A 22,088-nucleotide genomic window follows, 5' to 3' on the forward strand; every position below is an offset into this window, starting at 1 on the left:
ATCCACGATCCACAAGTTCGAGGACATGCCGCCGGACGTGGTGGGCCGGGACAACGTGTTCGTCCTCATCGACGAGGCGCATCGAACCACCACCGGGGACCTGGGCAACTTCCTGATGGGGGCACTACCCAACGCCACCTACCTCGGGTTCACCGGGACGCCGATCGACAAGACCGCCTACGGCAAGGGCACCTTCAAGGTGTTCGGGGGCGATGACCCACGGGGGTATCTGGACAAGTATTCGATTCGCCAGTCGATCGACGACGGAGCGACGGTCCCGCTGCACTACACGTTGGCGCCCAACGAGCTGCGGGTTGAGAAGGAGGTGCTGGAGCGCGAGTTCCTGGCACTCGCAGAGACGGAGGGCGTGGCCGACGTCGAGGAACTCGACCGGGTGCTAAAGCGGGCGGTGACGCTGCGCAACATGCTGAAGAACCCCGATCGCATCCGCAAGGTCGCTGCCCACGTCGCCAAGCACTACACCGAGACCATCGAGCCGATGGGCTACAAGGCGTTTCTCGTCGGCGTCGATCGGGAGGCGTGCGCCCTCTACAAGGGCGAACTCGACAAGCACCTCCCACCTGAGTGGTCAACGGTTGTCTACTCGTCCGCACACAACGATCCGCCCGATCTGGCTCGGTGGCATCTGTCCGACGACGCTGAGCGGGCGGTGCGCAAGGCATTCCGCAAGCCCGATGAGCTTCCGAAGATCCTCATCGTCACTGAGAAGCTTCTCACCGGGTTTGACGCTCCGATCCTGTATGGCATGTACCTCGACAAGCCGATGCGGGACCACGTGCTCCTGCAGGCCATCGCCCGCGTGAACCGTCCCTATGAGGACGACGAGGGACGGCGGAAACAGAACGGACTGATCGTCGATTACGTCGGCATCTTCGAGAATCTGGAGAAGGCGCTGGCGTTCGACTCCGAAGACGTCGGCGGCATCGTGGAGGACCTCGAGGTGCTGCGAGTCCGCTTCGAGCAGCTGGTCGGCGAGGCTCGCAGCGAGTATCTCGACATCGGCCAGGACTTAGGCGGCGACAAGAAGGTCGAAGCGTTCATCGAGGCGTTCCGGGACCCGGAGGATCGGGAAGGCTTCTACTCGTTCTACAGGGAAGCCGAGGAGCTGTACGAAATCCTGTCACCGGACCCGTTCCTGCGGCCGTACGTCGAGGACTTCGGCAAGCTGTCGGAGATCTACCGACTGCTGCGAGCCACCTTCGAGCCACACCTGCCGGTGGGCAAGAGCTTCCTGCGCAAGACCGCCGAGCTGGTCCAAGAAATGACACACACAGGTCGCATTATGGATCCGGAGGACGTGTACGTCCTCGACGAAAGGATCCTCGACATGCTGACCGACACCGACAAGCCCGACACCGTCAAGGTCTTCAACCTGGTCAAGGTGCTGGAACAACAGGCCCGGGAGAAGGGGCCTCAGCAGCCCTACCTGATCCCGATCGGAGAGCGGGCCGAACAGATCGCCGAAGCGTTCGAGCAACGGCTCATCGACGCCCAGCGGGCGCTGGAGGAACTCACCGCTCTGCTGGAGGAGGCCCAATCGGCCGAGCAGGAGCGGCACGAGTCGGGGATGTCCATGGAAGCGTTCTCTGTGGCGTGGCTCCTCAATCGGGAGGATGTCGACGAGTCGCTCGACATCGGCAGGGCCATGGAAGCCACGTTCAAGGACTACCCGCACTGGCGGGCAAGCCACAAGCAGCAGGCCGAGGTCCGCAAAGAGATGTACAAGCAGCTGCTGCCGGCGATGACCGTCGAGCAAGCCACCGACCTGGTCGGTCGCATCATCGATGTACTGAAGCGGAGCGATGTATGAGCCCGCTGTCGAAACTCGAGGAGCGGGTAGCGGCCGATCTGTTCAAGGCCGACGTTCGCCGGTGGGCGGACCAGATCGGCGTGGAGCCGAAGGAGATCCACCTCCGCCCGATGAAGCGCAAGTGGGCATCAGCCTCGTCGGCAGGGCGCCTCACGTTCGATACGGATCTGCTGACCGAGCCGCCGCAGAAACGAGCAGAGGTCATCGTGCACGAACTGGTCCACCTCAAGATCGGCAACCACGGCCCACTGTTCCGGAACCTGGTACGGGCTCACCTTGGAATCCGGGCCGAGACCGCAGGTAGCTGATGGGAAGACCGCCCCAGAGTCGCGATGGGATCCCGGCGGCTTCGGGCGGGAGGCCCATTGTCGCCGGCGTCGCTCCGTTCAGGCGGTCACTACTTCCCTCAAACCGTGACTCAGAGCTGTGGGCGTCGCTCAATGCTCTCGCCATTGAGCCGCATGGCTATCGACGGCTTGAGCGGAAGCACGGGATCAAGCTGGACGTTCAGGCTGGACGGCGGTTCTCGGCGTACGTAGTCCAAGCGCAGCAGTATTACGCCACCATCGGAACGGTCGATCCGATCGCCAAACCGCTGAGTGGCTACTACTTCGCGCTCAATCTCGCGAAGGCGTATCTGACGGCCGTAGATCCGAACAGCACCACGCCCGACTTCGTCCACCATGGCCTGACCAGCGGTTTCGCACGGAAGTCCCGGTATTTCTTCCAGCAAGAAGTGGTCCGTGTTCGTGATTCGGGTGTGTTCCGGCAACTGGCCCAGGCGACCGGTCGCGGCTTCTGCTGGGCCAAGGGATATGAGATGCGCATTGTCGATCTGATGCCATATCTCCCTGATGGCTACGACCTGTACGCGGATGCGAATGATGAGGCCCCGAAGTTGTTGCCGGTGGCGGATTGCTTTGCGTTGTTTGGCGGCAAGCAGGGCTGGATTCGCGTCGAAGTTAATGGGCACGAACTACGGCAGCGAAACATCGGTCCAGAGAGCCTGCCGACAAGAGCCCGAATCTTTGGAGAAGCCTTCAGGCTCGTGTCGTCTGACCTTCCGACGTTCTCGTACGAATCGAAGAAGGCGTTCTCCTACAACAAGAAGCTCTCGGAGGTTCTCGCCGATCTGTGCACCGTATTCGACGGCAGCCTGGTTGCTTCCAATCGGTACGTGCCCGGCAACCAGCGGTACTTGGTTCTCAGTCCACGCTCGAGCCTGTTGTCGCATGAGGCTGTGACTTTCGCGGTCCTGCACCAGCTGTCGACGATCGTCCGCTATCGACCACAGGATGCCGAGCGAGTGCGCGGGACGAAGCACTTCTGGCTCTTCTCGGGGTGGATCGATCGTGCATGCCAGGGTCTCCTTCTCGGAGTGGCGAGCAGGATCACGAGGGAGGAGCACGTAGCCGTCTGACGGCCCGGCCAAGGCTTGCGGCTGGATGCTGGAGCTCGATGCCAGGGGCGCATAGGACGCGTTTTGCTGAGAAACGACGCGAATCGATGAGCGTCAATACGTGGCAAATCCCCTGGTCGGAATCGAGCAGAGTTTCGTACGGCTGGCCTTGGTCAAGAGTGGTGACCTCGTCGATGAGTCGCCGCGGGGATATGGGAGATCTCCCTTCGCCGTCGCCACGCTAGGCCAAAGACCATTTCCACTTCGTGAGGTTTCCCGCCGGTCGCCGAAACCCGCGGAACGACCTTTACACCGCAGAGGTCACTGGTTCGATCCCAGTAGCGCCCACTGCGAAGACCCTTGTACCACACGGCCAGGAGCCGAACGCCGACGAGGGCACGCCTTCACTCGACCCGCACGATGCGCGACCCGGCACCAGCTCCGCAACTCATGTGCCTCGCGCACGACCCCCTTTCAAACCACACGCACGCGCTCATCGACCATGGGCTGGTCAGCGTCCTTGGCGAGTTCAGCGACGGAGATTTGCTTGTCTTCGCTACCGTCGCCGAAGAAGAGCCTGCCGATCGGGAAGTAGAGACCGCGAACCGTGAGCGGAGCGTCGACGCCATTGAGGAGCGATTGCGCGGCTGGGGCGAGCGTCTCCGTCGCTGGGAGGATGAACGAAGGGTCGAGAACAGCAGACCGAGTTCGTAGCCAGGTTGTCCGCGCGTCCGCACGCGACCAGTCAGAAGGTCGGCCACAACGAGCGATGCCCCTGCGGATCAGGGTCGAAGTACAAGCACTACCCCGGGCGTTGAGCCGACCCACGCGTCGACCATATCGCCGTTCGAGGCGCCCGGTATTCTCTTTAGATCAATGGAAGACGATCTCCTGCAACGGGTTTTGGCCGAGATGGGGGCGACAGATCCCGACCGTGGGCGCGATGCCGAAGCAGTCGCCGAGTGGCTCACGGCGGGCGAGGGTGTCGATGTCATCGATCTGGCAAGCGTGCAACGCTTCGCCTGGTACGGCCTGCCACTCAAGTGGTTCGGCTCTGCCGATCGACACAGACGGGTGCTCGCTGCCGCTGCCGAGTTGTTCGGTCGGCTCGACCTGCCACAATACGCGGCCGTGTGCCAGAGCCAGGAGACGGCGGAGATTCTCGACGCCTATGCCGTGTCGGGCCAGAGAGGATTCAAAGCCTTCCGCAAAGCGACCGAGCGGTCCGGTGTCGATCCCCCTGATCTGGAGGGCTTTGCGTGGGGTGACGTGATGGGCGTCGAAGAAGCGGTCGCCCAGGTCACGGCCGAGCGGGCCCTGGAGGAGGCGATATCACAAGGAACACTGACTCCGGGGGCACGTGGTTGGAAGTCAGTGGCGCGCGAGATCACCAGGGCGGTGCTGGATTCCGCCCATCCCACCCTTCCGGGGCAGACGCACCGCACCGCCATCGTGACCGAGCGCCTCGACGCCTGGCTCAGTCGGGTGGAGCGCCACAGTCCGGCCCTGCATCGCCTGCGCTCCCGTCACGTCAACCAGCTGCTGCACCCGATTCCGGTGCCGGCTGACATCGCCGACCGGATGGAGCCGATCACGTGGTTCCTCGATCGGGTCGACGAGGGGGCCCTGCTCACCCAGGCCGGATACCTGCCGACCGCTATGGTGCGAGAGGGCTGGGAGCGGTTCTCCTGGGATCTGGGGTGGACCGACCGGGCCCCGCGCAGCGAGGTGGACGTCGTCCAGGTTCACGAACTACACCATCTGCTGCGGAGGCTGGGCGCGGTGCGGCGACGCGGCCCGGACCTGCGGCTTTCCCGGCTGGGTCAGCGCATGCGTGATGATCCGCATGTGGCGTGGCGAGTGACCGCCGCCGGGTTGAGCGACGGGGAATGGCCCCGGGCGGTGGCCGAGGCCTTCACTCTGCTTTTCCTCGAGGGCGAGGAGCATGATCGAGAGCTGGAGTCACAGGCGACCGCCATCGTCGCCGAAGCAGGATGGCAGACAGGCGGCGAGCCCCCCGACGCCAGCGCGGTGAATTCGACCTGGTGGGAGACACGTCGGCCGCTCACGGTTCTCGGCGGGATCGAGTGCGGCTACGACTGGCGGTCCCCGATCACAACTTTGACGGGGTTCGGTGAGGCCACTCTTCTGGAGCAGATCCGGGTAAATGCGACCGGACCTCGATCACGACCGTGACGGTGATGTGGTGACACGGGTCCTACCACGCCTCGACCGCGAGGATCGGAGGATCGGCGGGCGATCCGACCGTTCGGCGCGATCGTCGATCTTGTGGACCTTGACGACGATGAGGGCTGCAACGCCCACGACCTTGGCAGATGGTGTCTTCGAGTTCGGGCCGTTCCTTGAGAAGGTTGGGATCGAGGGCGACATCCCCGCCTGTGGTGAAGTCCTCGTAACCATCCAGGGCGGGGCTTTGCGGCGCGGTGAAAAGCGACCGAGGCCCCTGTCGGGAAACTTCCGACCAAACTACCTCAACACCACGAATCCACAGCGCCGGATACAGCGCTCGTTGTAGCATCGGTGTGTTCTCATGGAACCGATTCACGGAGTTGTTCGTCCTCCTTGTGTGGAGACAAGGACAGAACCTGTGCCGATGGAGCAGCTCCGGCCGACCGTCGACTTCGAGGTGTTCTACCGCCGCTCCTGGTTGAGTGTGTATCGGCCTCTGGCAGCAACGCTTGGTGATCAGGAACTTGCGTCAGAGGCTGTCGATGAGGCAATGGTCCGCGCCTATGTGAAGTGGCGAACGGTACGCGAGATGGACAACCCCGAGGGCTGGGTATATCGAGTCGCATACCGATGGTCGGTGGATCGACTGCGGCGGCGAGGCCGTGAGCAGAGGCTGCTGCCACAACTCGTTGACCCACCCATAGGTGGTGAACCCGTCGTTGAACCGGGGCTGTCGTCGGCACTCGATGCGCTGTCGATTGAGCAACGAGCAGTTGTGGTTCTTGCGTGTGCGTTCGATTGGTCGGCGCGTGAGATAGCGGATGCACTCCAGATCCGTCCTGGCACGGTCAAGAGTCGTCTCCACCGCGCCCTGCAACGGCTGAGAGAGGAGATGGGCTTATGACTGTTGATGAGGCCACACGCACATATGTCCAAACGATCGTCGACTCTGTTCCCACCCGATCCGGGGATCTCAATGCTGTTGTTCGGCGTGGCGGACATCGCCGCAGGCTCAGGAATGCGTCGATGGTCGTCGGCGGACTGCTCGCCATCGTTGTTGCTGTGGCGCCGTTGTTCACGCTCGCCTCCGGCCCGGATCCGATGCACATTGCAGGGAGTCGTGGCGATACCTATCTGGTGCTATCAGACGGCTACGAGGTACCCGTCGAGCCGGAACCGGTGGAGTCACGCGGCGCCCTCGTCTATCTCGGATCGCTCGGACCGGAACCGGCTTTCGATACCTCAGCCTTGGGCACCGAAGTCATGTTCGAGCGGCAAGAAGCATCCCATCTCGTCGTCCCGTCATCGTCGAACCCGCTCGAACGCAACGCCCTCCGAGCCTCCGTGCTTGTGTATCTTGGCGATATCGAAACGGCCCAACTTGCCCTCAATGTGCTCGACACCGGTGAGGTGTGCATCTTCTTCGGCAACGGGACCGATGTGACCGGAGGCGGCTACTGCCCCGTGACAGATCGACCTCAAGTTGGGACGAGCTCAGATCCGGTTGTCGATGGCTGGCTTGTCTGGTCACAGCTCCCGAAAGACGCTGCAGTTGTTCAGATCACCTTGCCCGACGGAACGAGCTACTGGCAGCGACCTGTCGCGCGCACCTCATTCTTCCAGGTCGCCGATCCCGACACGCTCGCCGCCGCACGACTCGTTGCACTCGACGCGGACGGCAAGGTCCTGATCCGTGACGAGGCAACCTTCCTCGAAGGTCACGAGAATTGGAAAGACCCACTGGGGAGAGGCAAGGAACATGGGGACAGATGATCCCGTTGCGACGGTGGGGGAGAGGCATTTCGGGATACGGCTGCCATGGCGACCTGATGCCGCGTTGGGGCAGAGGTCGAAGCGCGCCGTACTTGTAAGGTTGAGGTGGATCGCTCGATCCGCCTTCGACGATCGCCGAGGTGCGGTCCCCGGACACATCTGATCGTTGCTGCGGAGATCAGCTGCGGGTTCGCGTCCGAATGGTCAGCCGGTTGCGGTGAGTTCGAGGAGTCCGGTCCTGGGTGTGCCGATCAATGCTGGTGAGGTCTCGGGCGAGGACCACACTTGGGTCTGGAGGTACTGCAGGAAACGCTCCGCATGTGCCGTGTCGTCGAATTCGAGATCGACGATCACATATGCCGGGTCGTCGGTTGGGCGGTGGACTCGGTGGCTTCGGACGCCAGCTTCCTTGCGAGCCGGGGTGAAGCGGTCGAATGCTGCTTTCCAGGTGGCGTAGTCGGTGATCGGGTGTTCGATGTGCAGGGTGGTCATTGTTCTCTCCTCGGTGTGGTGGTGACACTGTCGCTACGGTATCTGCCGGGTGTCGGGCGGCCTATCCCAAATTCCTGGGTTGCGCGGCAGGTTCGTGGCCATGACAGCTAGCTTTTCGGGATGAGGAGCGTCGATCCTGGTGTCCGAATCTCTTCCCGTTTTCGGGCGCTCGCCGCAGCGGGACTGGATCAGCGTTCGGTGAAGGTGGCGCTGCTCGACGAGATCCGGCGCCTGGTGCCGTTTGATGCGTATGTGTGGGTTTCGACGGATCCTGAGAGCGAGGTGGGATCCTCGCCCGTGGCGGATGTGCCGTTCTCGCCCTGGGACCTTCCGCGGCTCATCCGGCTGAAGTACGGGACGGCGACGAACAGGTGGACGCATCTCGTCGAACCGGCTTCCAGCCTGGCGATGGCCACAGGAGGAAACCTGGCGGAGAGCCTTGTGTGGCGGGAGCTCCTGAGCGACCACGGGGTGATCGACATCGCCGGGGTGGTGTTTCGGGATAGCTTCGGGTGTTGGGGGTTTCTCGACTTGTGGCGGATGCCGCCGCACTCACCGTTCTCGGAAGAGGAAGTGGCAATCCTCGCCCGTGTCGCCGAGCCTTTGACGGCGGCGCTGCGGGGAGCGCTCGCCTCGACATTCGATGAGACGGTACGGCGGACCGATCGGGTCGGACCCATAGTGTTGATGCTCTCGCCGGATCTCGTGGTGAACGCGCAGACTCCCGAGACGCCGTCCTACTTGCGCTGGCTGCTGCCGGATGACTCGGTGCCAGCCCCGGTCCCGGCGGGCGCATACAACGTTGCCGCCCAGCTCCTGGCTCGAGAGGCGGGTGTCGACGACCATCCACCGTGGGCGCGGGTGCATGTGTCGGGTGGGCCGTGGCTCACTCTGCGGGCCTCGCGGATCGGGCTCTCCGCTGATGATGTGCTGGCGGCCGTGGCGGTGAGTGTCGAGCCGTCGGCTCCGCTCGAACGTCTATCTCTGTTCGTCCGCGTCTTCGGCTTGACACCACGAGAGGCCGAGCTCGTCGGTCATCTCCGCGACGGAGGCGACACCCGTCAGGTGGCGGAGCGGATGTTCCTCGGAGAGCTCACCGTTCAGGACCATCTCAAGTCGATCTTCCGCAAGACCGGCACCCACAGTCGGCGCGAGCTGCTCGCCCGCGGCCTCGGGCAGTGACGGGTCGGCTTTCGAGTTTGCTCGGCTCGCAGGTGGCGTAGGTGCCTACGAAGTCGAGGCGATTCCCTCGACAGTCCAGGCTCGGACGGGTATGTGTCCCGTGAAGTGGTGGAAATTGGGTAGGTCCTTTTCTTGAAGGGGTCACCGTGTGACTCTCAGCGAGTTCATCCACGAGCTCGTAAGGAGATGCCACACGATGACCCACCATGATGATGCCTCAACGTTTGCTGATGTGCTTGCACGTTTCGGTGATGACGGCACCAAAGAGCTGTTCCGGGGCCTTTTAGAACAAACGCTCCAGGACCTGATCGACGCCGAGGTGACTGCCCAGATCGGTGCCGGGCGCCACGAACGCACCGAGTCTCGTTCGAATTATCGCAACGGGACCCGTGAGCGTGCCTTGTCGACTCAGGCAGGCGATGTCGGGTTGCGGATCCCGAAGCTGCGGGCCGGGTCGTTCTTCCCGTCGCTTCTTGAACCCCGCCGCCGGGTCGACAAGGCCTTGTGGGCGGTGATTATGACAGCGTATGTCACGGGCACCTCGACGAGGAAAGTTGATGATCTCGTCAAAGCGCTCGGTTGTGACACCGGGGTGTCGAAATCCACTGTCAGTCGTATCTGTGGCGAGATCGACCAACACGTTGCCGTGTTCCGTACCCGGTCACTGGATCACCTGGGATTCCCATACGTATATCTCGATGCCACCTATGTCAAAGCCCGCGTCGATCACCACGTCGTGTCAAGGGCTGTAGTGATCGCAACCGGTGTCGCTTCGGACGGAAACAGGGAAGTGTTGGGCCTCGATGTTGGCGATTCAGAAGACGAGGTGTTTTGGACCCAGTTCCTGCGATCGTTAAAAGACAGGGGTCTTGGCGGTGTCAAGCTCGTGATCTCAGACGCCCACCCCGGACTCAAAAACGCCATCGGGCGAGTGTTCCAAGGCGCAGCGTGGCAACGATGCAAAGTGCATCTGTTGCGCAACCTGATGGCTCACATCCCCAAGAGTCACAAACAGATGATCGGAGCAACCGTGCGGACCATCTTCGTACAACCAGACGCCGAATCGACTCGTACCCAACTCCGGCAGGTCGCCTCGATGCTCGAAACCCGATATGTGAAAGCTGCCGAACTCCTCACCGATGCGGAACACGATGTCACAGCGTATGCAGAGTTCCCGCAACCACACTGGTCAAAGATTGCCTCAACAAACCCGCTCGAGCGGGTCAACAAAGAGATCAAACGTCGTTCCAAGGTCGTAGGAATCTTCCCCAACGACGAATCCGTGATCCGCCTCGTCGGTGCCGTGCTGGCTGAAACCCACGACGAATGGCAAACCACCGAACGCCGCTACCTCTCAGAAGGATCCATGAACCAAATCGGACAACCACCACAGGAGGTCAACGCGCCCTACACACCAGAACTACCCGCCGCCTAACATGACAAACAACCGCTGAGAGGCACAACCTCATTTACACCACTCAACGGGACACTGCCTCGGCGGTGAAGTCGCGGCGACCCGCTTGCGGCCTACCTGGATGCCTCGATGCCGTAGCTGGCCACAGACCCGCGGTGCCCCATAGGTGCCGTGAGACGCCGTATGGATATCGACGATCTCAACGGTGAGTGCAGCGTCGTCGCGGTCACGTTGGGACGGCTCCCGGCTCCGCCACTCGTAGAACGTTGAACGAGGCACCCCAGCAAGTGCACAGAGCCTGGTGACCGGATACCGATCGGCATGCTCGGAGACGAACCGTCGGCTCACCTGTTCGTCTCCCGAGCGAAATACGCTGCCGCCTTGCGGAGGATCTCCCGATCCAGACGCAACTCTCGATTCTCCTTCCGGAGCCGCTCGAGCTCAGCACGCTCATCAGGATCAAGACCCGACTCGGCTTCGGCACGAGCCGCCTTGACCCACGCTGCAAGCGTGTTATCCGAAATCCCCAACGACCGAGCAACCTCGACCCTTGGACGGTCAGACGACCGATACAACTCGACAGCTTCCCTCCGGAACTCCTCCGGATACTTGCTTGGACGACCCATCGAAGGGCTCCCTTCCCCTGAGACTCACCCCAGGATCGGGTGTCCAACAAACCGGGTCAACTCCAGAGAGGCACAACCTCATTTACACCACTCAACGGGACACTGCCCTCGGACGGTCAGGCTGATGGCTCCATCTCGAGCTTTCGCTGCTCATTTCCTGTCGTACCGGGCTGATATGTTGTTTGGTATGAGCAGTTTGTTTGGTCCTCATAGGATTTCAGATATTGAGGCCCGTTTGGTTGGTATTGAGCGCCGGATTGGTGAGCTCCGAGCGTGGCAGGCGTGTCTTGTCAACGAGTTGGACAAAGCCAAGGCGCATCGCAGTGATGCGTCTCGTACGCTTGGTGAGTGGTTGCAGTCGCATCTCGATGTCAGCCGTGAAACCGCCCGGGCCCTTGTGGTTGCAGCACGAGGCGGCAGGGATACCGGCCGCAATGTGCAGCGAGACCTTGGAACCACGACCACTTTTGATCGGGCCGTGGCAACCCACAAGCTGATCTCCACCGGCATGTCAGAGCATGAGGCGAGGGATACGAGGTCGATGAACCTCGAGCAGGTCCGCAAGCTCATTGCACGGCGGCGTCGGACGGAGCCGGTTGATGAGCGCAGAGTGTTCGCTGAGCGGTACTTTTCGGTTCAGCCAACTCTTGACGAATCAGCGTGGACCGTTTCGGGGCGCTTGTCGGGGGTGATGGGCAGGATCGTTGACAAGGCAGTCACTCAGAAAGCCGACGAACTGCGTCTGATTCCAGGTGCCGAGGCATCGACGAGGGCGCAGCGTCAGGCTGATGCGTTGGTTGCCATGTTGCAAGACTCCCTCGAAAGCGACCCTGGAGAATCAGATGTCGGGTCCTCGGCGGGTCGTTGGGCCACATCACCGTGTTTGTCGACGCCCGAACCGTCGATGCTCGAACCGATGGGCAGTCAACGGGATCCCCGCCTCTGATGGTCCGGTTGTGGAGGTGGCCTTCGGTCCACGGGTCGGTCCCGATGTGCTCGAAGCGGTTCTCTGTGGTGGGACCGTCCGGGCTGTCGGAATGGACGGCGACGAACCGGTCTTCGCGTCACAAGCAACCCGGGCGATCCCTCCGGCGATCCGCGATACGGTGCTGTTTCGCGACGGTGGATGCACGATCGATGGTTGCAACAGCCGATACCGCCTTGAACCGCATCACATCATTCCCCGATCCGAACACGGCACACACCATCCATCGAACCTGACCACCCTGTGCTGGTACCACCATCATGTCGCGATCCACGGCAACGGGTTTCGCATCGACACCGAATCACCACCGCACAAGCGTCGCCTCATCCGGCCGCTCAACCATCGCGGGCCGCCACCATCGAGGTGACGACCAACGCTGCAGCCGTCAGCGGCGGGAAGGCGTGTCCTGGTCCTGTTCCTCTGCGATCTCTTTGCGGATCGCGTCCATGTCGAGGTCTTCGATCTGCGCGATCAGGTGCTCGAGGGCTTCCTCGGGAAGGGCTCCGGGCTGGGAGAAGACGCCGATGTTCTCCCGGAAGGCGACGAGGGTTGGAATCGAGCGGATACCGAAGTTCTGCGCAACCTCTTGCTGATCCTCGGTGTCGACCTTGGCGAAGGTGATGTCGGGATGCTGCTCTGACACCTTCTCGTAGGTTGGCGCGAACGAACGACACGGACCGCACCATTCGGCCCAGAAGTCGATCAGGACGATGTCGTTGCCTTCAATCGTCTCCACAAGCGTGTCTTTGGTGATATCGATGGTTGCCACAGTTGATTGCTCCCTGAATAGTGCTTCGACGATGGAACGCTGGGTGCCGGCGGCATATTCCTTGCGCCGTGCCGCTTGACTACCGGCCGACGCTTGCTGGGTCGTGCCCGTCGGTACCCTGCCGTCAGTGTCGGAAACCACCACCCTTGTGTCGCTCTCGGGCGTTGCGGTGCGTGCAGGCTCGATCCCGATCCTGCGCGATATCAACCTGTCGGTCGGTCCCGGTGAGGCCGTCGGGCTCTTCGGTGCAAACGGCGCAGGGAAGACCACCCTGTTGCGGCTCATCGCGACGATGACCCGACCGTCACACGGGACCGGCTCGGTGTTCGGCGCAGACCTCAACAGCCCCGACCGCTTCCAGGTGCGATCCCGCATCGGCTACATCGGCCACACCCCAGGGTGGTACCCCGAACTCACCCTCTTCGAGAACCTTTCCTTCATCGCCGACGCCATGGGCATCGCGGATGCCGATGTCGATGCGTGGCTCGCAGCGGTCGGTCTCGGCGCTGCAAGGGACCGCAGGGCCGACCGTTGCAGCCACGGGATGCAGCGCAGAGCCGAGTTCGCCCGTGTGCTCATGACCGAACCGGACCTGCTTCTCCTCGACGAGCCCCACTCGGCCCTCGACGCCGACGCCGTGAACCTCGTCGACAGGCTCGTCCATCGAACCGTCGAGCGAGGCGGGGCGGCAGTGCTCGTCTCCCACGACCACACCCGGGTACGGGGTCTCGCCGACCGGATCCTCACGATCGAAAACGGCACGATCGCCGGCGGGGACCGCACATGAGTGCTTCGTTCACGGCTCAGGCCATGACCGTCACCCGGCGCGACCTTCTGCGCGAACGCCGATCCGGAGAGGTCGCGTGGGTCACGCTGCCGTTCGGGGCGGTTGCCCTCCTCCTCGTCCCGATCGCCATCGGGACCGACACGCCGACGCTGCGCAGCGTCGGGATCGGGATGTTCTGGGTCGTCGTGATGCTCTTCGGTGTCCTGATCGCTGTGCGACGCACCACCTCTGACTCGGTCGCCCAACGCGACATGGTCGCGCTCACCGGTATGGATCCCGCCGCCGCCTTTGTTGGCACCGCGGTTGCCAACTTCGTGCTGCTCGTGCTGTTCGAAGTCGTCCTCGGCGTCCTCACCGTCGTGCTCTACGATGTCGAGCTGACCCAACCCGCGTGGATCCCTGTCATCATGCTGCTCGTCGCAGCCGGGCTCTCGCTCCTCGGAACCATCGCTGCGGGAATCGTCGCAACGGGCCGATCGACCACCGCCCTCGTCCCCCTCATCGTGGCTCCCATGTCGGTCCCGCTGCTGATCGCAGCAACCCAGTCCTTCGAAGGCTTACGGCTTGGCAAGAGTATCCTCGCGTGGATCCTGATGCTGGTCGTCATCTCGCTGGTTCTGGCGATCGCCGGGATCCTTTCCGCAAGAGCCCTCCAGGAGACCGGATGAGCACCCCGCAGCAGATCCCGAGCCCGGTTTGGCCATGGTACGCAATGGGCGCCGCAGGCATCGTGACCCTCGTCGCATCGTTCGTCCCCCCGCCCGACGCCGTCCAACAAGAGCTCTCCCGCATCCTGTATGTCCATGTGCCGGCCGCGTGGCTCGCCTATGTCTCGTTCGGGGTCACGATGCTCGCCTCGGCCCTGTACCTGTGGAAGAAGAACCTCACATGGGACCGCATCGCCGCCGCCTCGGCTGAAGTCGGTGTCCTGTTCACCGGCATGACTCTCGTCATCGGGATGATCTGGGGGAAATCGACCTGGGGAGTCTGGTGGACATGGGACGCCCGCCTCACGCTCACCGCGATCATGTTCTTCGTCTACCTCGGCTACCTCGCCCTTCGCCGCTCCACCGACGACCTCGAAGCAAGGGCGAGCCGGGCCGCCATCCTGGGCGTGCTCGCCGTCGTCCAGATACCGCTCGTCCACTTCTCCGTCGTGTGGTGGCGGGGCCTGCACCAGACCCCGTCGCTGCTCAAACCCGCATCGGTCGACATGGACACACCCATGGTCATCACGCTGTTCGTCGCCGTTGCGATGTTCACCGTCATGTATGTCGCGATGATGTTCAAACTCGTCGAACTCGGGAAGCTCCAAGACCAGGTTCTCCTCGCCGAACACGCAGACGCCGCGCCCGTCGCAGGCTCGGCCGTGACGGCACCGTCGCTCGGAGGTGAGTCCTGATGGACACCGCAGAGCAGTGGAACTGGGTGGGGCTCGCCTTCGGGGCGACCTACATCAGCCTCGTGGTGTTCGCCGCATCGATCGCGGCGCGCATCAACAAGGCACGGGAGAAGCTCGGGAAATGAAGCGGTACGCCCGGTTCCTGATCCCCGCAGGCATCATCGTCGTCGTCCTCGTCGTCCTGCTCGTCAACCTGTCCGCATCGCTCGTGTACTACTCCACACCGGCCGAAGTCCTCGAACGGTCGCCGTCAGCGGAACGGTTGCGGCTCGGTGGACGGGTCATGCCCGATTCGGTGATCGACGGCGGCACCACTGTGACCTTCACCGTTGCCGACTGCGACACGAGCGTCACCGTCGTCCATGCCGGTGTTCCTCCCCAGCTGTTCCAAGAAGGCATCGGCGTGGTCGTGGAAGGAACATGGGACGGGACGGTGTTCGCGTCGGACACGATGCTCGTCAAACACGACGAGCAGTACCGCTCAGACGACGAGCACTACGACACGGAACGCCACGCCTGTAGCGACGCATGATCGCCACCGCAGGCTACGCGGCGATCCTCGTCGGGCTCGGGGCAGCCGTCACCCTCGCCGTCAAGGGAGCGAGGGCAGCCGGTGACCGGTCGGCCGTCGCGGTCCCGATCAGGGTCCTCGTCGCTGCTGCTGTCGCTGCGTTCGTCCTCCTCGAGATCGGCATCCTGACCCACGACTTCTCGATCGCCTATGTCGCGAACAACACGGCGACCACCACACCGCTGATCTTCCTGTTCGCAGGTGGCTGGGCCGCGCTCGAAGGATCCGTCGTGCTGTGGGCACTCATGCTCGCCGTCTTCATCTGGCTCGTGTACCGCTCCCGGGCGTCACAGGACCGCCTCGGGGTTGCTGCGCTCGCCGTCATGGGAGGCGTCGCCGTGTTCTGGTTCGGGCTCATGGCCGTTGCGGCGAATCCGTTCGCGGTGTGCACCGAAGTCGTTGGCGGCGTCTGCGCCAACGACTCGTGGTGGCCGCTTGCGTCGACCGTGGCGCCCGCCGAAGGGCTCGGGCCGAACCCGCTGCTCCAAAACCACATCCTGATGGCGGTCCACCCGCCGATGCTCTATGTCGGCTATGTCGGGATGACCGTGCCGTTCGGGTTCGCGATCGCCGCCCTGTGGCTCAGGGAAACCGGCGCGTCGTGGCTCGACCGAACCCACCGCTGGACCCTCATCGCGTGGGTGTTCCTCACCACCGGCATCTTCTTGGGGGCGTGGTGGTCATACGAGGTCCTCGGATGGGGCGGCTACTGGGCGTGGGACCCCGTCGAGAACGCCGCGTTGCTTCCGTGGCTCGCCGCGACCGCGTTCTTGCACTCGGCGCTCGTCCAGCGGCGCCGGGGCATGCTCCAGGCGTGGAACTTCATGCTGGTGATCGCGGCGTTCTCGCTCACGATCCTCGGCACCTTCCTGACACGGTCCGGGGTCATCGCATCGGTCCACTCCTTCACCCAGTCTGCGGTCGGCCCGTCGATCCTGACCTTCCTCCTCATCGTGGTCGTCGGATCTCTCGCCCTGTTCGCCGTGCGCGCTCCCGACATCTCCCAAGCGCCTCGCCTCGACTCGCTCGTGTCGAGGGAAGGCTTCATCCTCGCCAACAACCTGCTCCTCACCGTGCTGACCTTCACGGTCCTGTTCGGCACTATGTATCCCCTCATCGTCGAAGCGATCGCCGGGGACGAAGTGGCCGTTGGGAGGCCGTTCTTCGACAAGGCGGCGGTCCCGCTCGCGCTCCTTTTGCTCCTCACGATCGGGATCGGGTCGGTGGCCCCGTGGCGGGTCGCGACCGGAACGGTGCTGTGGAAGCGGCTCCGGTGGGCCATCGCCGCGGGGCTCACCGCAGGCGCCGTCGCGGTCGTAGCCGGTCTCGACTCGGTCGGTGTCCTCGTGACCCTCGTCGTCGCCGTCTTCGTCATCGCAGCACTTGTCATCCGCTCCGCAGAGGTCGTCGGCGCACGGCCAGAGCCGGTATTCGCTGCGATGGGCAAGGTCGCGTCGAACGATCCCGGCTACTGGGGCGGCCAGGTTGCGCACCTCGGTGTGGCGCTCGTCGCTATCGCGCTTGCAACCACCAGCGGGCTCGCCGTGCGAGAAACCGTCCAGATCGACCAAGGCGGAACCGCCGTCGTCGGTGGCCACTGCCTGTCGTATGTGGCGCCGTTCGAAAGGGTCAGTGCGCACCGCACGGTGAGCGGCGTGTCGATCCTCGTCCTCGACGAGGCCTGCTCCGACCAGCGGGCACGCCTTGAACCAAGTGTCAACACCTACCCGGGGGTCTCCCAGCCCGTCGGCACCCCCGATGTGTGGACATCGTTGCGCAGCGATGTGTATGTCGGCCTCGCCGGCGGCACACCGGAGTCGGTGCTGCTCAATGTGTTCATCTTCCCGTACCAGTGGCTGCTGTGGTTCGGTGGCATGGTGATCGTTGCCGGCGGTGGCCTTGCGATGATGCGGAAACCGGCACGACACCGGCGAGCGTCAGAGCCCTCACAGGCACAAGGGGCCACCCATGAATGACACAATGAAGACCCTGCTTCCCATTGCGGTTGGCGCCATCGCGCTCGGCATCATCGTCGTCGGGCTCGCCGGAGGCACCGGCTCCGCGCCGACCGTCGACGATCGCGTCGAAGCGCTCGCAGCATCGATCAAGTGCCCGTTCTGCAGCGGGGAATCGCTCGCAGACAGCGGTTCGGCGGTCGCAGCCGACTACCGGGCATTGATCGCGCAACGAATCGAAGCCGGCGCGACCGACGACGAGATCCTCGACGAGTTTGCCGCCAACTTCGGTGATGCCTACATCCTCGACACCTCGACCAGCGGATGGCAGCTCGCTTTGTGGGCGATCCCTGTCGCGGCCCTCATCGGCGGCATCGTCGCGGTGGTCGGCATCAAACGGGCATCCGGGCGACCATGACACGCCACGACCGCACCATCGAAGAGATCGACGACCTCAACCGTGAGATCGCCGAGGTCGCAGAACAGCTCGCAGAGGGGGACATCGACGAGGCAACCGCCGCCGAGCTCACGGACAAGTACACGGCACGGCTCGGAACGCTTATCGATGCGCGAAGCACCGAACCAGACGACGAGCCGGCAGCGCGTGGTGCCCTCACCCGGCGTGCCAAGGCTGGCATCGGGATCGTTGGCGTGGCGGTCGTCGCCATCGCGGTGTTCGCCGTCGTGTCCCTCGCCGGCGACGGGACGACCGGCCTCGAAGGCGTCGCCCAGGAGGTCCTCACCGACGGGAACGGGCGCGACCTCTCGACGATCTCGAACGAGGAGATGGAACAGGTCGTCGCCCAGAACCCGAGCGTCGTCCCGATGCGGCTCGCGCTTGCACGGAGGTACTTCGAGGCGGGCGAATTCGACAAGGCACTCGACCACTACTTCGTCATCCTCGACAACGAACAACACCCCGAAGCCCTCGCCAATGTCGGATGGATGACCTACCTCAGCGGCTATCCCGATGTTGCTGTCGCCTATGTCGAAGCGGCACTCGAACGGGACCCGACCTACCTCGTTGCGAAGTGGTACCTGGCCAACATCTATGTGGCACTCGATCGCGGCGACGAAGCGATCGTCCACCTCGTCGCCGTCGCGGAAGCGGATGAGACCCCGACCGACATCAAAGACCGCGCCGTTGAACTCATCAGCCAGATCGAATCGCCCGATGGCTGAGCCCACAACCGGGCGTGGCTCAAAGATGGTGTGGGTCGCCATCGCCGGCGGGCTCGTGTTCGTGGTCCTCGCCACGGTGTTCGCGTCGCGGTTCGGTTCCGACCCGGGCATCACAAACTCGCCGCTCAAGGACAAGCCCGCGCCGACCAACCCGATCGCGCTCATGGACGGTTCAGGGGACATCTCGGTCGCCGACTATGCCGGTGACATCGTCGTCGTCAACTTCTGGGCGTCGTGGTGTTTCGGCTGCCGCACCGAGCACCCTGCCCTCACGCGCGCCGCTGCCGAGTATGAGGCATTCGGCACCACCTTCATCGCCGTCAACTACCAGGACGACCAGCACCGCGCCGAAGCGTTCCTCGACGAACTCGGACGAAGCCCGCAGACCGTCTATACCGTCGACGAAGGATCGGCGACCGCCTTCGCATGGGGCGTCCTCGGCCTCCCCGAGACCTTCTTCGTCGACCGGGAAGGCATCGTGGTCGGCAAGGTCTCGGGACCGATCAGCTACGAGCTGTTGAGCGCAACCATCGACCGGATCATCGTCGGCGACGCCATCGATGATGTCGTGACCGGGGATGTCGAAAACCGGTGACGGCCAGCCGGCGGCGGTGCGCTACCGGACCTCCAAGGCCTCCATCAGGCGTTCGGTGACGCCGGTGATCTCATCCACCGCCCGATCGAACGCCTCCCGATTGTGGGAGGCAGGGCGTGTGAACCCCGAGACCTTCCGCACATACTGCCGGGCGGCTTCCTCCATCGCCGCACGGTCGTGGATGACCTGTCCGTCCCTGAGCCGGTGAATCGATCTGCACATGCGCCTCTCCTCGGTCGAGCCGCCATCGTACGGCCGGCCCGCAGACGCTGTGCCCTCGGACAGTCAGCATTCCGGGCGCTACGCCAGTGCCGGGCCTTAGCATCGCTGCCACAGCAATCCTGAAAGGGATCATGGCCTCGGAAGCCGACTATCGCCTACCGCGGACGGTGCTGCCCGTCCACTACGCAATCACCCTCGAACCCGATCTCACGGCAGCGACCTTCTCGGGTGTCGTGGCGATCGATATCGAGGTCATCGAACCGACCCCGACGATCGTGCTGAACGCGATCGAGCTCGATCTGGAATCGGCAACGGTCGCCACCGATGGCACCGAACACACCGGCACCGTCACCCTCGACGCGGAGGCCGAGCGAGCGACCATCACGCTCGAGTCGCCGCTTCCGACCGGCCCGGCGGTACTGAGGATCGAATTCACCGGAATCCTCAACGACGACCTCCGTGGCTTCTACCGGTCGGTGTACACCGACGCCGACGGCAACGAGCACACCATCGCGACAACCCAGTTTGAAGCGACCGACGCCCGCCGTGCGTTCCCGTGCTGGGACGAACCCGACCTCAAGGCAAGCTTCCAGACAACGCTCGTCGTCGACGATGGCCTCACCGCCGTCACCAACGGGGGCGAGGTCGCCCGCACCACCCTCGACTCCGGCAAGGTCGCGATCCGTTTCGCCGACACCATCGAGATGTCGACTTACCTCGTGGCGTTCGTCGTCGGGGAACTGGAGGCGACCGACCCCGTCGATGTCGACGGCGTGCCCCTGCGGATCGTCACCCCTCCCGGCAACTCCCACCTCACCGACTTCGCGCTCGAAATGGGTACCCATGCGCTTCGCTTCTTCGCCCACTACTACGACATCCCGTATCCGGGCGACAAGCTCGACATGGTCGCCATCCCTGACTTCGCATTCGGCGCCATGGAGAACCTCGGCTGCATCACCTACCGCGAAACCGCCCTGCTGCTCGACCCGGCAACGGCGACCCAGGCAGAGCGGACCCGAGTCGCCGATGTGATCGCGCACGAGATCGCGCACATGTGGTTCGGTGACCTCGTCACCATGAAGTGGTGGAACGGCATCTGGCTCAACGAAGCGTTCGCCACCTTCGCTGAGATCAAATGCGTCGACGCCTACAAACCGCAGTGGAAGCGGTGGCTGTCGTTTGCTGCGATGCGGACCGCAGGCCAGGAAGTCGATGCCCTCTTATCGACCCGCCCGGTTGAGTTCGAGGTCGCATCACCGGACGAGGCGAACGCCATGTTCGATGTCCTGACATACCAGAAGGGTTCGACGGTGCTTCGGATGCTCGAACGCTTCATCGGCGAGGACGCGTTCCAAGCAGGTGTCACCGCGTACCTCAAGAAGCACCGCTACGGGAACACCGATGCACGAGACCTGTGGGTGTGCCTCGAAGCGGCATCGGGCCAGCCGGTCGGCGAGATCATGGACACATGGATCCTCCAAGGGGGGTATCCGCGGCTGTCGGTAAACCGTGAAGGTGACGGGTTCTCGCTGACGCAGGAACCGTTCCGGCTGATCGGGTCCGGCGAAGGGATCTGGCAGGTTCCGGTCCTGTACTCGTCGTCAACGGGGGAGGGGAAGGTCGTCGTCGGGGACGAACCCGTCACGATCGACGCGGCGGACGACCTCATCGTCGATGCCGGAGGCGAGGGCTTCTACCGGGTCGCATACGCCGACGATCTCTTCGCGGGGATCATCGAACGACTCCCGAACCTCGACCCGATCGAGCGCTACTCGGTTGTGTCAGATGCTCAAGCGGCGATGCTCAAAGGGGACATGCGCGCCCAAAAGTACCTCGATCTCGTCGACCGGTTGAGGGACGAGGACGAGGTCGATGTGTGGTCGATCGCCCTGTCCGGTATCGACACCCTCGACCGGGTCATCGCGACCGACGACCGCCCCGAGCTCCAAGCCTATGTGCGGCGCTTGGTCTCGCCGAAGGCAAGCGAGCTCGGCTGGGCGGCGAGAGAAGGCGACTCGGACCGTGTCCGCCAGATGCGGGGTCTTCTGCTGCGCACGCTCGGGAACCTCGGTGCGGATCCGTCTACGATCGCGACTGCCACCGATGTGTACGACGGGGGCGACAACACGGATGCTGAGATCATCGACGCGGCCTTGATGATCGTCGCAGCCAACAGTGGCGCGGAACGCTTCGACGAGCTGATCGATAAGTCCAAGAACGCAACCAACCCGCAGCACACCATCAAGTATCTGCGAGCAGCGACCCAGATCCGTGACCCGGAAGCGGCCGAGCGGCTGTTCCACATGGTGCTCGAAGGCCAGGTCAGGACACAGGACTCGTTCTGGGTGCTCGCTTTGCTGATCGGGCACCGTGAGAACGGCCCGATGATCTGGGGACTCATCGAAAAGCACTGGGAGGCGGCCCTCGCGGTGATCCCACCGGTGACCAAGCGGCGAATCCTCGATCTGATTCCGAACCGTTCCGAACCCGAAATCGCGCCGAGGATCGAACGCTGGCTCGGCGACCATCCCATCCCCGGTGTCGAACTCGCGACGAGCCAGCAGCTCGAGCTCCTCCGTGTCAATGTCGGGCTCCGCGAACGCGAAAGCACCCGCCTCGGCGACGCACTCCGCGGCACCTCCACATAGCCTCATTCGATCGCCCGCTACTGCCAAGGTACAGCCCTCTGGTCGCGGACCGCGCGATGTGGCAT

General features: G+C 63.6%; 26 protein-coding genes. 22 read left to right on the forward strand and 4 right to left on the reverse strand.

The window, feature by feature from the left end; genetic code table 11:
- From R2823_08655 to R2823_08690, 8 genes are all read left to right on the forward strand, one after another.
- The coding region (locus tag R2823_08655) for a type I restriction endonuclease subunit R (protein ID MEZ5176258.1) at positions 1 to 1,831 on the forward strand (1,831 nt) is incomplete at its 5' end.
- Positions 1,828 to 2,139 (forward strand): M48 family metallopeptidase, encoded by a 312-nt coding sequence (locus tag R2823_08660; protein ID MEZ5176259.1) that lies wholly within the window; start codon positions 1,828 to 1,830, stop codon positions 2,137 to 2,139. The genes R2823_08655 and R2823_08660, both read left to right, overlap by 4 nt.
- Positions 2,139 to 3,251, forward strand: a complete 1,113-nt coding sequence (locus tag R2823_08665) for a YaaC family protein (protein MEZ5176260.1) — start codon at positions 2,139 to 2,141, stop codon at positions 3,249 to 3,251. The genes R2823_08660 and R2823_08665 overlap by 1 nt, the downstream gene beginning before the upstream one ends.
- A gap of 399 nt (positions 3,252 to 3,650) precedes the next feature.
- Complete coding sequence (locus tag R2823_08670) at positions 3,651 to 3,944, forward strand: hypothetical protein (GenBank protein ID MEZ5176261.1); 294 nt, start codon at positions 3,651 to 3,653, stop codon at positions 3,942 to 3,944.
- A 162-nt stretch (positions 3,945 to 4,106) separates the two neighbouring features.
- Complete coding sequence (locus tag R2823_08675) at positions 4,107 to 5,426, forward strand: hypothetical protein (GenBank protein ID MEZ5176262.1); 1,320 nt, start codon at positions 4,107 to 4,109, stop codon at positions 5,424 to 5,426.
- Positions 5,398 to 5,766, forward strand: a complete 369-nt coding sequence (locus R2823_08680; protein ID MEZ5176263.1) for a hypothetical protein — start codon at positions 5,398 to 5,400, stop codon at positions 5,764 to 5,766. Before R2823_08675 ends, R2823_08680 begins: the two co-directional genes overlap by 29 nt.
- A 78-nt stretch (positions 5,767 to 5,844) precedes the next feature.
- Positions 5,845 to 6,324 carry a sigma factor-like helix-turn-helix DNA-binding protein gene (locus tag R2823_08685; protein MEZ5176264.1) on the forward strand — a complete coding sequence of 160 codons (480 nt, stop codon included), beginning with the start codon at positions 5,845 to 5,847 and terminating at the stop codon, positions 6,322 to 6,324.
- Positions 6,321 to 7,193: a hypothetical protein gene (locus R2823_08690; GenBank protein MEZ5176265.1), complete on the forward strand. Its 873-nt coding sequence runs from the start codon at positions 6,321 to 6,323 to the stop codon at positions 7,191 to 7,193. Before R2823_08685 ends, R2823_08690 begins: the two co-directional genes overlap by 4 nt.
- Positions 7,194 to 7,397: 204 nt before the next feature.
- On the opposite strand, the gene R2823_08695 is transcribed toward R2823_08690, so the two are convergent.
- Positions 7,398 to 7,685: a hypothetical protein gene (locus R2823_08695; protein ID MEZ5176266.1), complete on the reverse strand. Its 288-nt coding sequence runs from the start codon at positions 7,683 to 7,685 to the stop codon at positions 7,398 to 7,400.
- Positions 7,686 to 7,805: 120 nt separating this feature from the next.
- Here R2823_08695 and R2823_08700 point away from each other — a divergent pair, with 120 nt between their 5' ends.
- Together R2823_08700 and R2823_08705 are read left to right on the forward strand one after the other, a co-directional pair.
- Positions 7,806 to 8,867 (forward strand): helix-turn-helix transcriptional regulator, encoded by a 1,062-nt coding sequence (locus R2823_08700; GenBank protein MEZ5176267.1) that lies wholly within the window; start codon positions 7,806 to 7,808, stop codon positions 8,865 to 8,867.
- 196 nt (positions 8,868 to 9,063) lie between these two features.
- Complete coding sequence (locus R2823_08705; GenBank protein ID MEZ5176268.1) at positions 9,064 to 10,302, forward strand: IS256 family transposase; 1,239 nt, start codon at positions 9,064 to 9,066, stop codon at positions 10,300 to 10,302.
- Between the two features lie 323 nt (positions 10,303 to 10,625).
- Here R2823_08705 and R2823_08710 read toward each other — a convergent pair whose 3' ends face one another.
- On the reverse strand, positions 10,626 to 10,907 hold the full coding sequence (locus tag R2823_08710; protein MEZ5176269.1) for a transposase: 282 nt from the start codon (positions 10,905 to 10,907) through the stop codon (positions 10,626 to 10,628).
- A gap of 352 nt (positions 10,908 to 11,259) precedes the next feature.
- On the opposite strand from R2823_08710, the gene R2823_08715 reads away from it, so the two are divergent.
- Together R2823_08715 and R2823_08720 are read left to right on the forward strand one after the other, a co-directional pair.
- On the forward strand, positions 11,260 to 11,853 hold the full coding sequence (locus tag R2823_08715) for a hypothetical protein (protein ID MEZ5176270.1): 594 nt from the start codon (positions 11,260 to 11,262) through the stop codon (positions 11,851 to 11,853).
- Positions 11,854 to 11,869: 16 nt separating this feature from the next.
- A complete protein-coding gene (locus R2823_08720) occupies positions 11,870 to 12,259 on the forward strand; it encodes an HNH endonuclease (GenBank protein MEZ5176271.1) in 390 nt (129 codons plus the stop codon).
- 18 nt (positions 12,260 to 12,277) lie between these two features.
- Here the strand turns inward: R2823_08720 and trxA are convergent, their stop codons facing one another.
- On the reverse strand, positions 12,278 to 12,661 hold the full coding sequence (gene trxA / locus R2823_08725; GenBank protein ID MEZ5176272.1) for a thioredoxin: 384 nt from the start codon (positions 12,659 to 12,661) through the stop codon (positions 12,278 to 12,280).
- A 127-nt stretch (positions 12,662 to 12,788) separates the two neighbouring features.
- Between trxA and ccmA the strand changes: the two genes are divergently transcribed.
- From ccmA to R2823_08770, 9 genes are read left to right on the forward strand one after another with little or no spacing between them, the layout of a single operon-like run.
- The gene (gene ccmA, locus R2823_08730; protein MEZ5176273.1) at positions 12,789 to 13,448 is read left to right on the forward strand and encodes a heme ABC exporter ATP-binding protein CcmA; all 660 of its coding nucleotides are present in this window, start codon (positions 12,789 to 12,791) and stop codon (positions 13,446 to 13,448) included.
- Positions 13,445 to 14,116, forward strand: coding sequence for a heme exporter protein CcmB (locus R2823_08735; GenBank protein MEZ5176274.1), 672 nt, complete (start codon positions 13,445 to 13,447; stop codon positions 14,114 to 14,116). The genes ccmA and R2823_08735 overlap by 4 nt, the downstream gene beginning before the upstream one ends.
- Positions 14,113 to 14,850, forward strand: coding sequence for a cytochrome c biogenesis protein CcsA (gene ccsA / locus R2823_08740; protein ID MEZ5176275.1), 738 nt, complete (start codon positions 14,113 to 14,115; stop codon positions 14,848 to 14,850). The genes R2823_08735 and ccsA overlap by 4 nt, the downstream gene beginning before the upstream one ends.
- On the forward strand, positions 14,850 to 14,975 hold the full coding sequence (locus R2823_08745; protein MEZ5176276.1) for a hypothetical protein: 126 nt from the start codon (positions 14,850 to 14,852) through the stop codon (positions 14,973 to 14,975). The genes ccsA and R2823_08745 overlap by 1 nt, the downstream gene beginning before the upstream one ends.
- Positions 14,972 to 15,382 carry a cytochrome c maturation protein CcmE gene (locus R2823_08750; protein MEZ5176277.1) on the forward strand — a complete coding sequence of 137 codons (411 nt, stop codon included), beginning with the start codon at positions 14,972 to 14,974 and terminating at the stop codon, positions 15,380 to 15,382. Before R2823_08745 ends, R2823_08750 begins: the two co-directional genes overlap by 4 nt.
- Positions 15,379 to 17,397 carry a cytochrome c-type biogenesis CcmF C-terminal domain-containing protein gene (locus R2823_08755; GenBank protein MEZ5176278.1) on the forward strand — a complete coding sequence of 673 codons (2,019 nt, stop codon included), beginning with the start codon at positions 15,379 to 15,381 and terminating at the stop codon, positions 17,395 to 17,397. The genes R2823_08750 and R2823_08755 overlap by 4 nt, the downstream gene beginning before the upstream one ends.
- A complete protein-coding gene (locus R2823_08760; protein ID MEZ5176279.1) occupies positions 17,390 to 17,794 on the forward strand; it encodes a cytochrome c-type biogenesis protein CcmH in 405 nt (134 codons plus the stop codon). The genes R2823_08755 and R2823_08760 overlap by 8 nt, the downstream gene beginning before the upstream one ends.
- Positions 17,791 to 18,558: a tetratricopeptide repeat protein gene (locus R2823_08765; protein ID MEZ5176280.1), complete on the forward strand. Its 768-nt coding sequence runs from the start codon at positions 17,791 to 17,793 to the stop codon at positions 18,556 to 18,558. The genes R2823_08760 and R2823_08765 overlap by 4 nt, the downstream gene beginning before the upstream one ends.
- On the forward strand, positions 18,551 to 19,153 hold the full coding sequence (locus R2823_08770; protein MEZ5176281.1) for a TlpA disulfide reductase family protein: 603 nt from the start codon (positions 18,551 to 18,553) through the stop codon (positions 19,151 to 19,153). Before R2823_08765 ends, R2823_08770 begins: the two co-directional genes overlap by 8 nt.
- Before the next feature lie 21 nt (positions 19,154 to 19,174).
- Here the strand turns inward: R2823_08770 and R2823_08775 are convergent, their stop codons facing one another.
- On the reverse strand, positions 19,175 to 19,318 hold the full coding sequence (locus R2823_08775) for a DUF2277 family protein (GenBank protein ID MEZ5176282.1): 144 nt from the start codon (positions 19,316 to 19,318) through the stop codon (positions 19,175 to 19,177).
- 188 nt (positions 19,319 to 19,506) lie between these two features.
- Between R2823_08775 and R2823_08780 the strand changes: the two genes are divergently transcribed.
- Positions 19,507 to 22,023, forward strand: a complete 2,517-nt coding sequence (locus tag R2823_08780) for a M1 family metallopeptidase (GenBank protein MEZ5176283.1) — start codon at positions 19,507 to 19,509, stop codon at positions 22,021 to 22,023.
- Positions 22,024 to 22,088: the final 65 nt, after the last annotated feature.

Source organism: Acidimicrobiia bacterium (assembly GCA_041393965.1).
In the GTDB taxonomy this organism is placed as follows: Bacteria; Actinomycetota; Acidimicrobiia; order Spongiisociales; family UBA5794; genus UBA5794.

What these genes read in the sequence shown, in the direction of transcription:
- R2823_08660 (MEZ5176259.1), top strand. Translation starts at nt 1,828, where the DNA reads ATGAGCCCGCTGTCGAAACTCGAGGAGCGGGTAGCGGCCGATCTGTTC.
- R2823_08665 (MEZ5176260.1), top strand. Translation starts at nt 2,139, where the DNA reads ATGGGAAGACCGCCCCAGAGTCGCGATGGGATCCCGGCGGCTTCGGGC.
- R2823_08670 (MEZ5176261.1), top strand. Translation starts at nt 3,651, where the DNA reads ATGCGCGACCCGGCACCAGCTCCGCAACTCATGTGCCTCGCGCACGAC.
- R2823_08675 (MEZ5176262.1), top strand. Translation starts at nt 4,107, where the DNA reads ATGGAAGACGATCTCCTGCAACGGGTTTTGGCCGAGATGGGGGCGACA.
- R2823_08680 (MEZ5176263.1), top strand. Translation starts at nt 5,398, where the DNA reads ATGCGACCGGACCTCGATCACGACCGTGACGGTGATGTGGTGACACGG.
- R2823_08685 (MEZ5176264.1), top strand. Translation starts at nt 5,845, where the DNA reads ATGGAGCAGCTCCGGCCGACCGTCGACTTCGAGGTGTTCTACCGCCGC.
- R2823_08690 (MEZ5176265.1), top strand. Translation starts at nt 6,321, where the DNA reads ATGACTGTTGATGAGGCCACACGCACATATGTCCAAACGATCGTCGAC.
- R2823_08695 (MEZ5176266.1), bottom strand. Translation starts at nt 7,685, where the DNA reads ATGACCACCCTGCACATCGAACACCCGATCACCGACTACGCCACCTGG.
- R2823_08700 (MEZ5176267.1), top strand. Translation starts at nt 7,806, where the DNA reads ATGAGGAGCGTCGATCCTGGTGTCCGAATCTCTTCCCGTTTTCGGGCG.
- R2823_08705 (MEZ5176268.1), top strand. Translation starts at nt 9,064, where the DNA reads ATGACCCACCATGATGATGCCTCAACGTTTGCTGATGTGCTTGCACGT.
- R2823_08710 (MEZ5176269.1), bottom strand. Translation starts at nt 10,907, where the DNA reads ATGGGTCGTCCAAGCAAGTATCCGGAGGAGTTCCGGAGGGAAGCTGTC.
- R2823_08735 (MEZ5176274.1), top strand. Translation starts at nt 13,445, where the DNA reads ATGAGTGCTTCGTTCACGGCTCAGGCCATGACCGTCACCCGGCGCGAC.
- ccsA (MEZ5176275.1), top strand. Translation starts at nt 14,113, where the DNA reads ATGAGCACCCCGCAGCAGATCCCGAGCCCGGTTTGGCCATGGTACGCA.
- R2823_08745 (MEZ5176276.1), top strand. Translation starts at nt 14,850, where the DNA reads ATGGACACCGCAGAGCAGTGGAACTGGGTGGGGCTCGCCTTCGGGGCG.
- R2823_08750 (MEZ5176277.1), top strand. Translation starts at nt 14,972, where the DNA reads ATGAAGCGGTACGCCCGGTTCCTGATCCCCGCAGGCATCATCGTCGTC.
- R2823_08755 (MEZ5176278.1), top strand. Translation starts at nt 15,379, where the DNA reads ATGATCGCCACCGCAGGCTACGCGGCGATCCTCGTCGGGCTCGGGGCA.
- R2823_08760 (MEZ5176279.1), top strand. Translation starts at nt 17,390, where the DNA reads ATGAATGACACAATGAAGACCCTGCTTCCCATTGCGGTTGGCGCCATC.
- R2823_08765 (MEZ5176280.1), top strand. Translation starts at nt 17,791, where the DNA reads ATGACACGCCACGACCGCACCATCGAAGAGATCGACGACCTCAACCGT.
- R2823_08770 (MEZ5176281.1), top strand. Translation starts at nt 18,551, where the DNA reads ATGGCTGAGCCCACAACCGGGCGTGGCTCAAAGATGGTGTGGGTCGCC.
- R2823_08775 (MEZ5176282.1), bottom strand. Translation starts at nt 19,318, where the DNA reads ATGGAGGAAGCCGCCCGGCAGTATGTGCGGAAGGTCTCGGGGTTCACA.
- R2823_08780 (MEZ5176283.1), top strand. Translation starts at nt 19,507, where the DNA reads ATGGCCTCGGAAGCCGACTATCGCCTACCGCGGACGGTGCTGCCCGTC.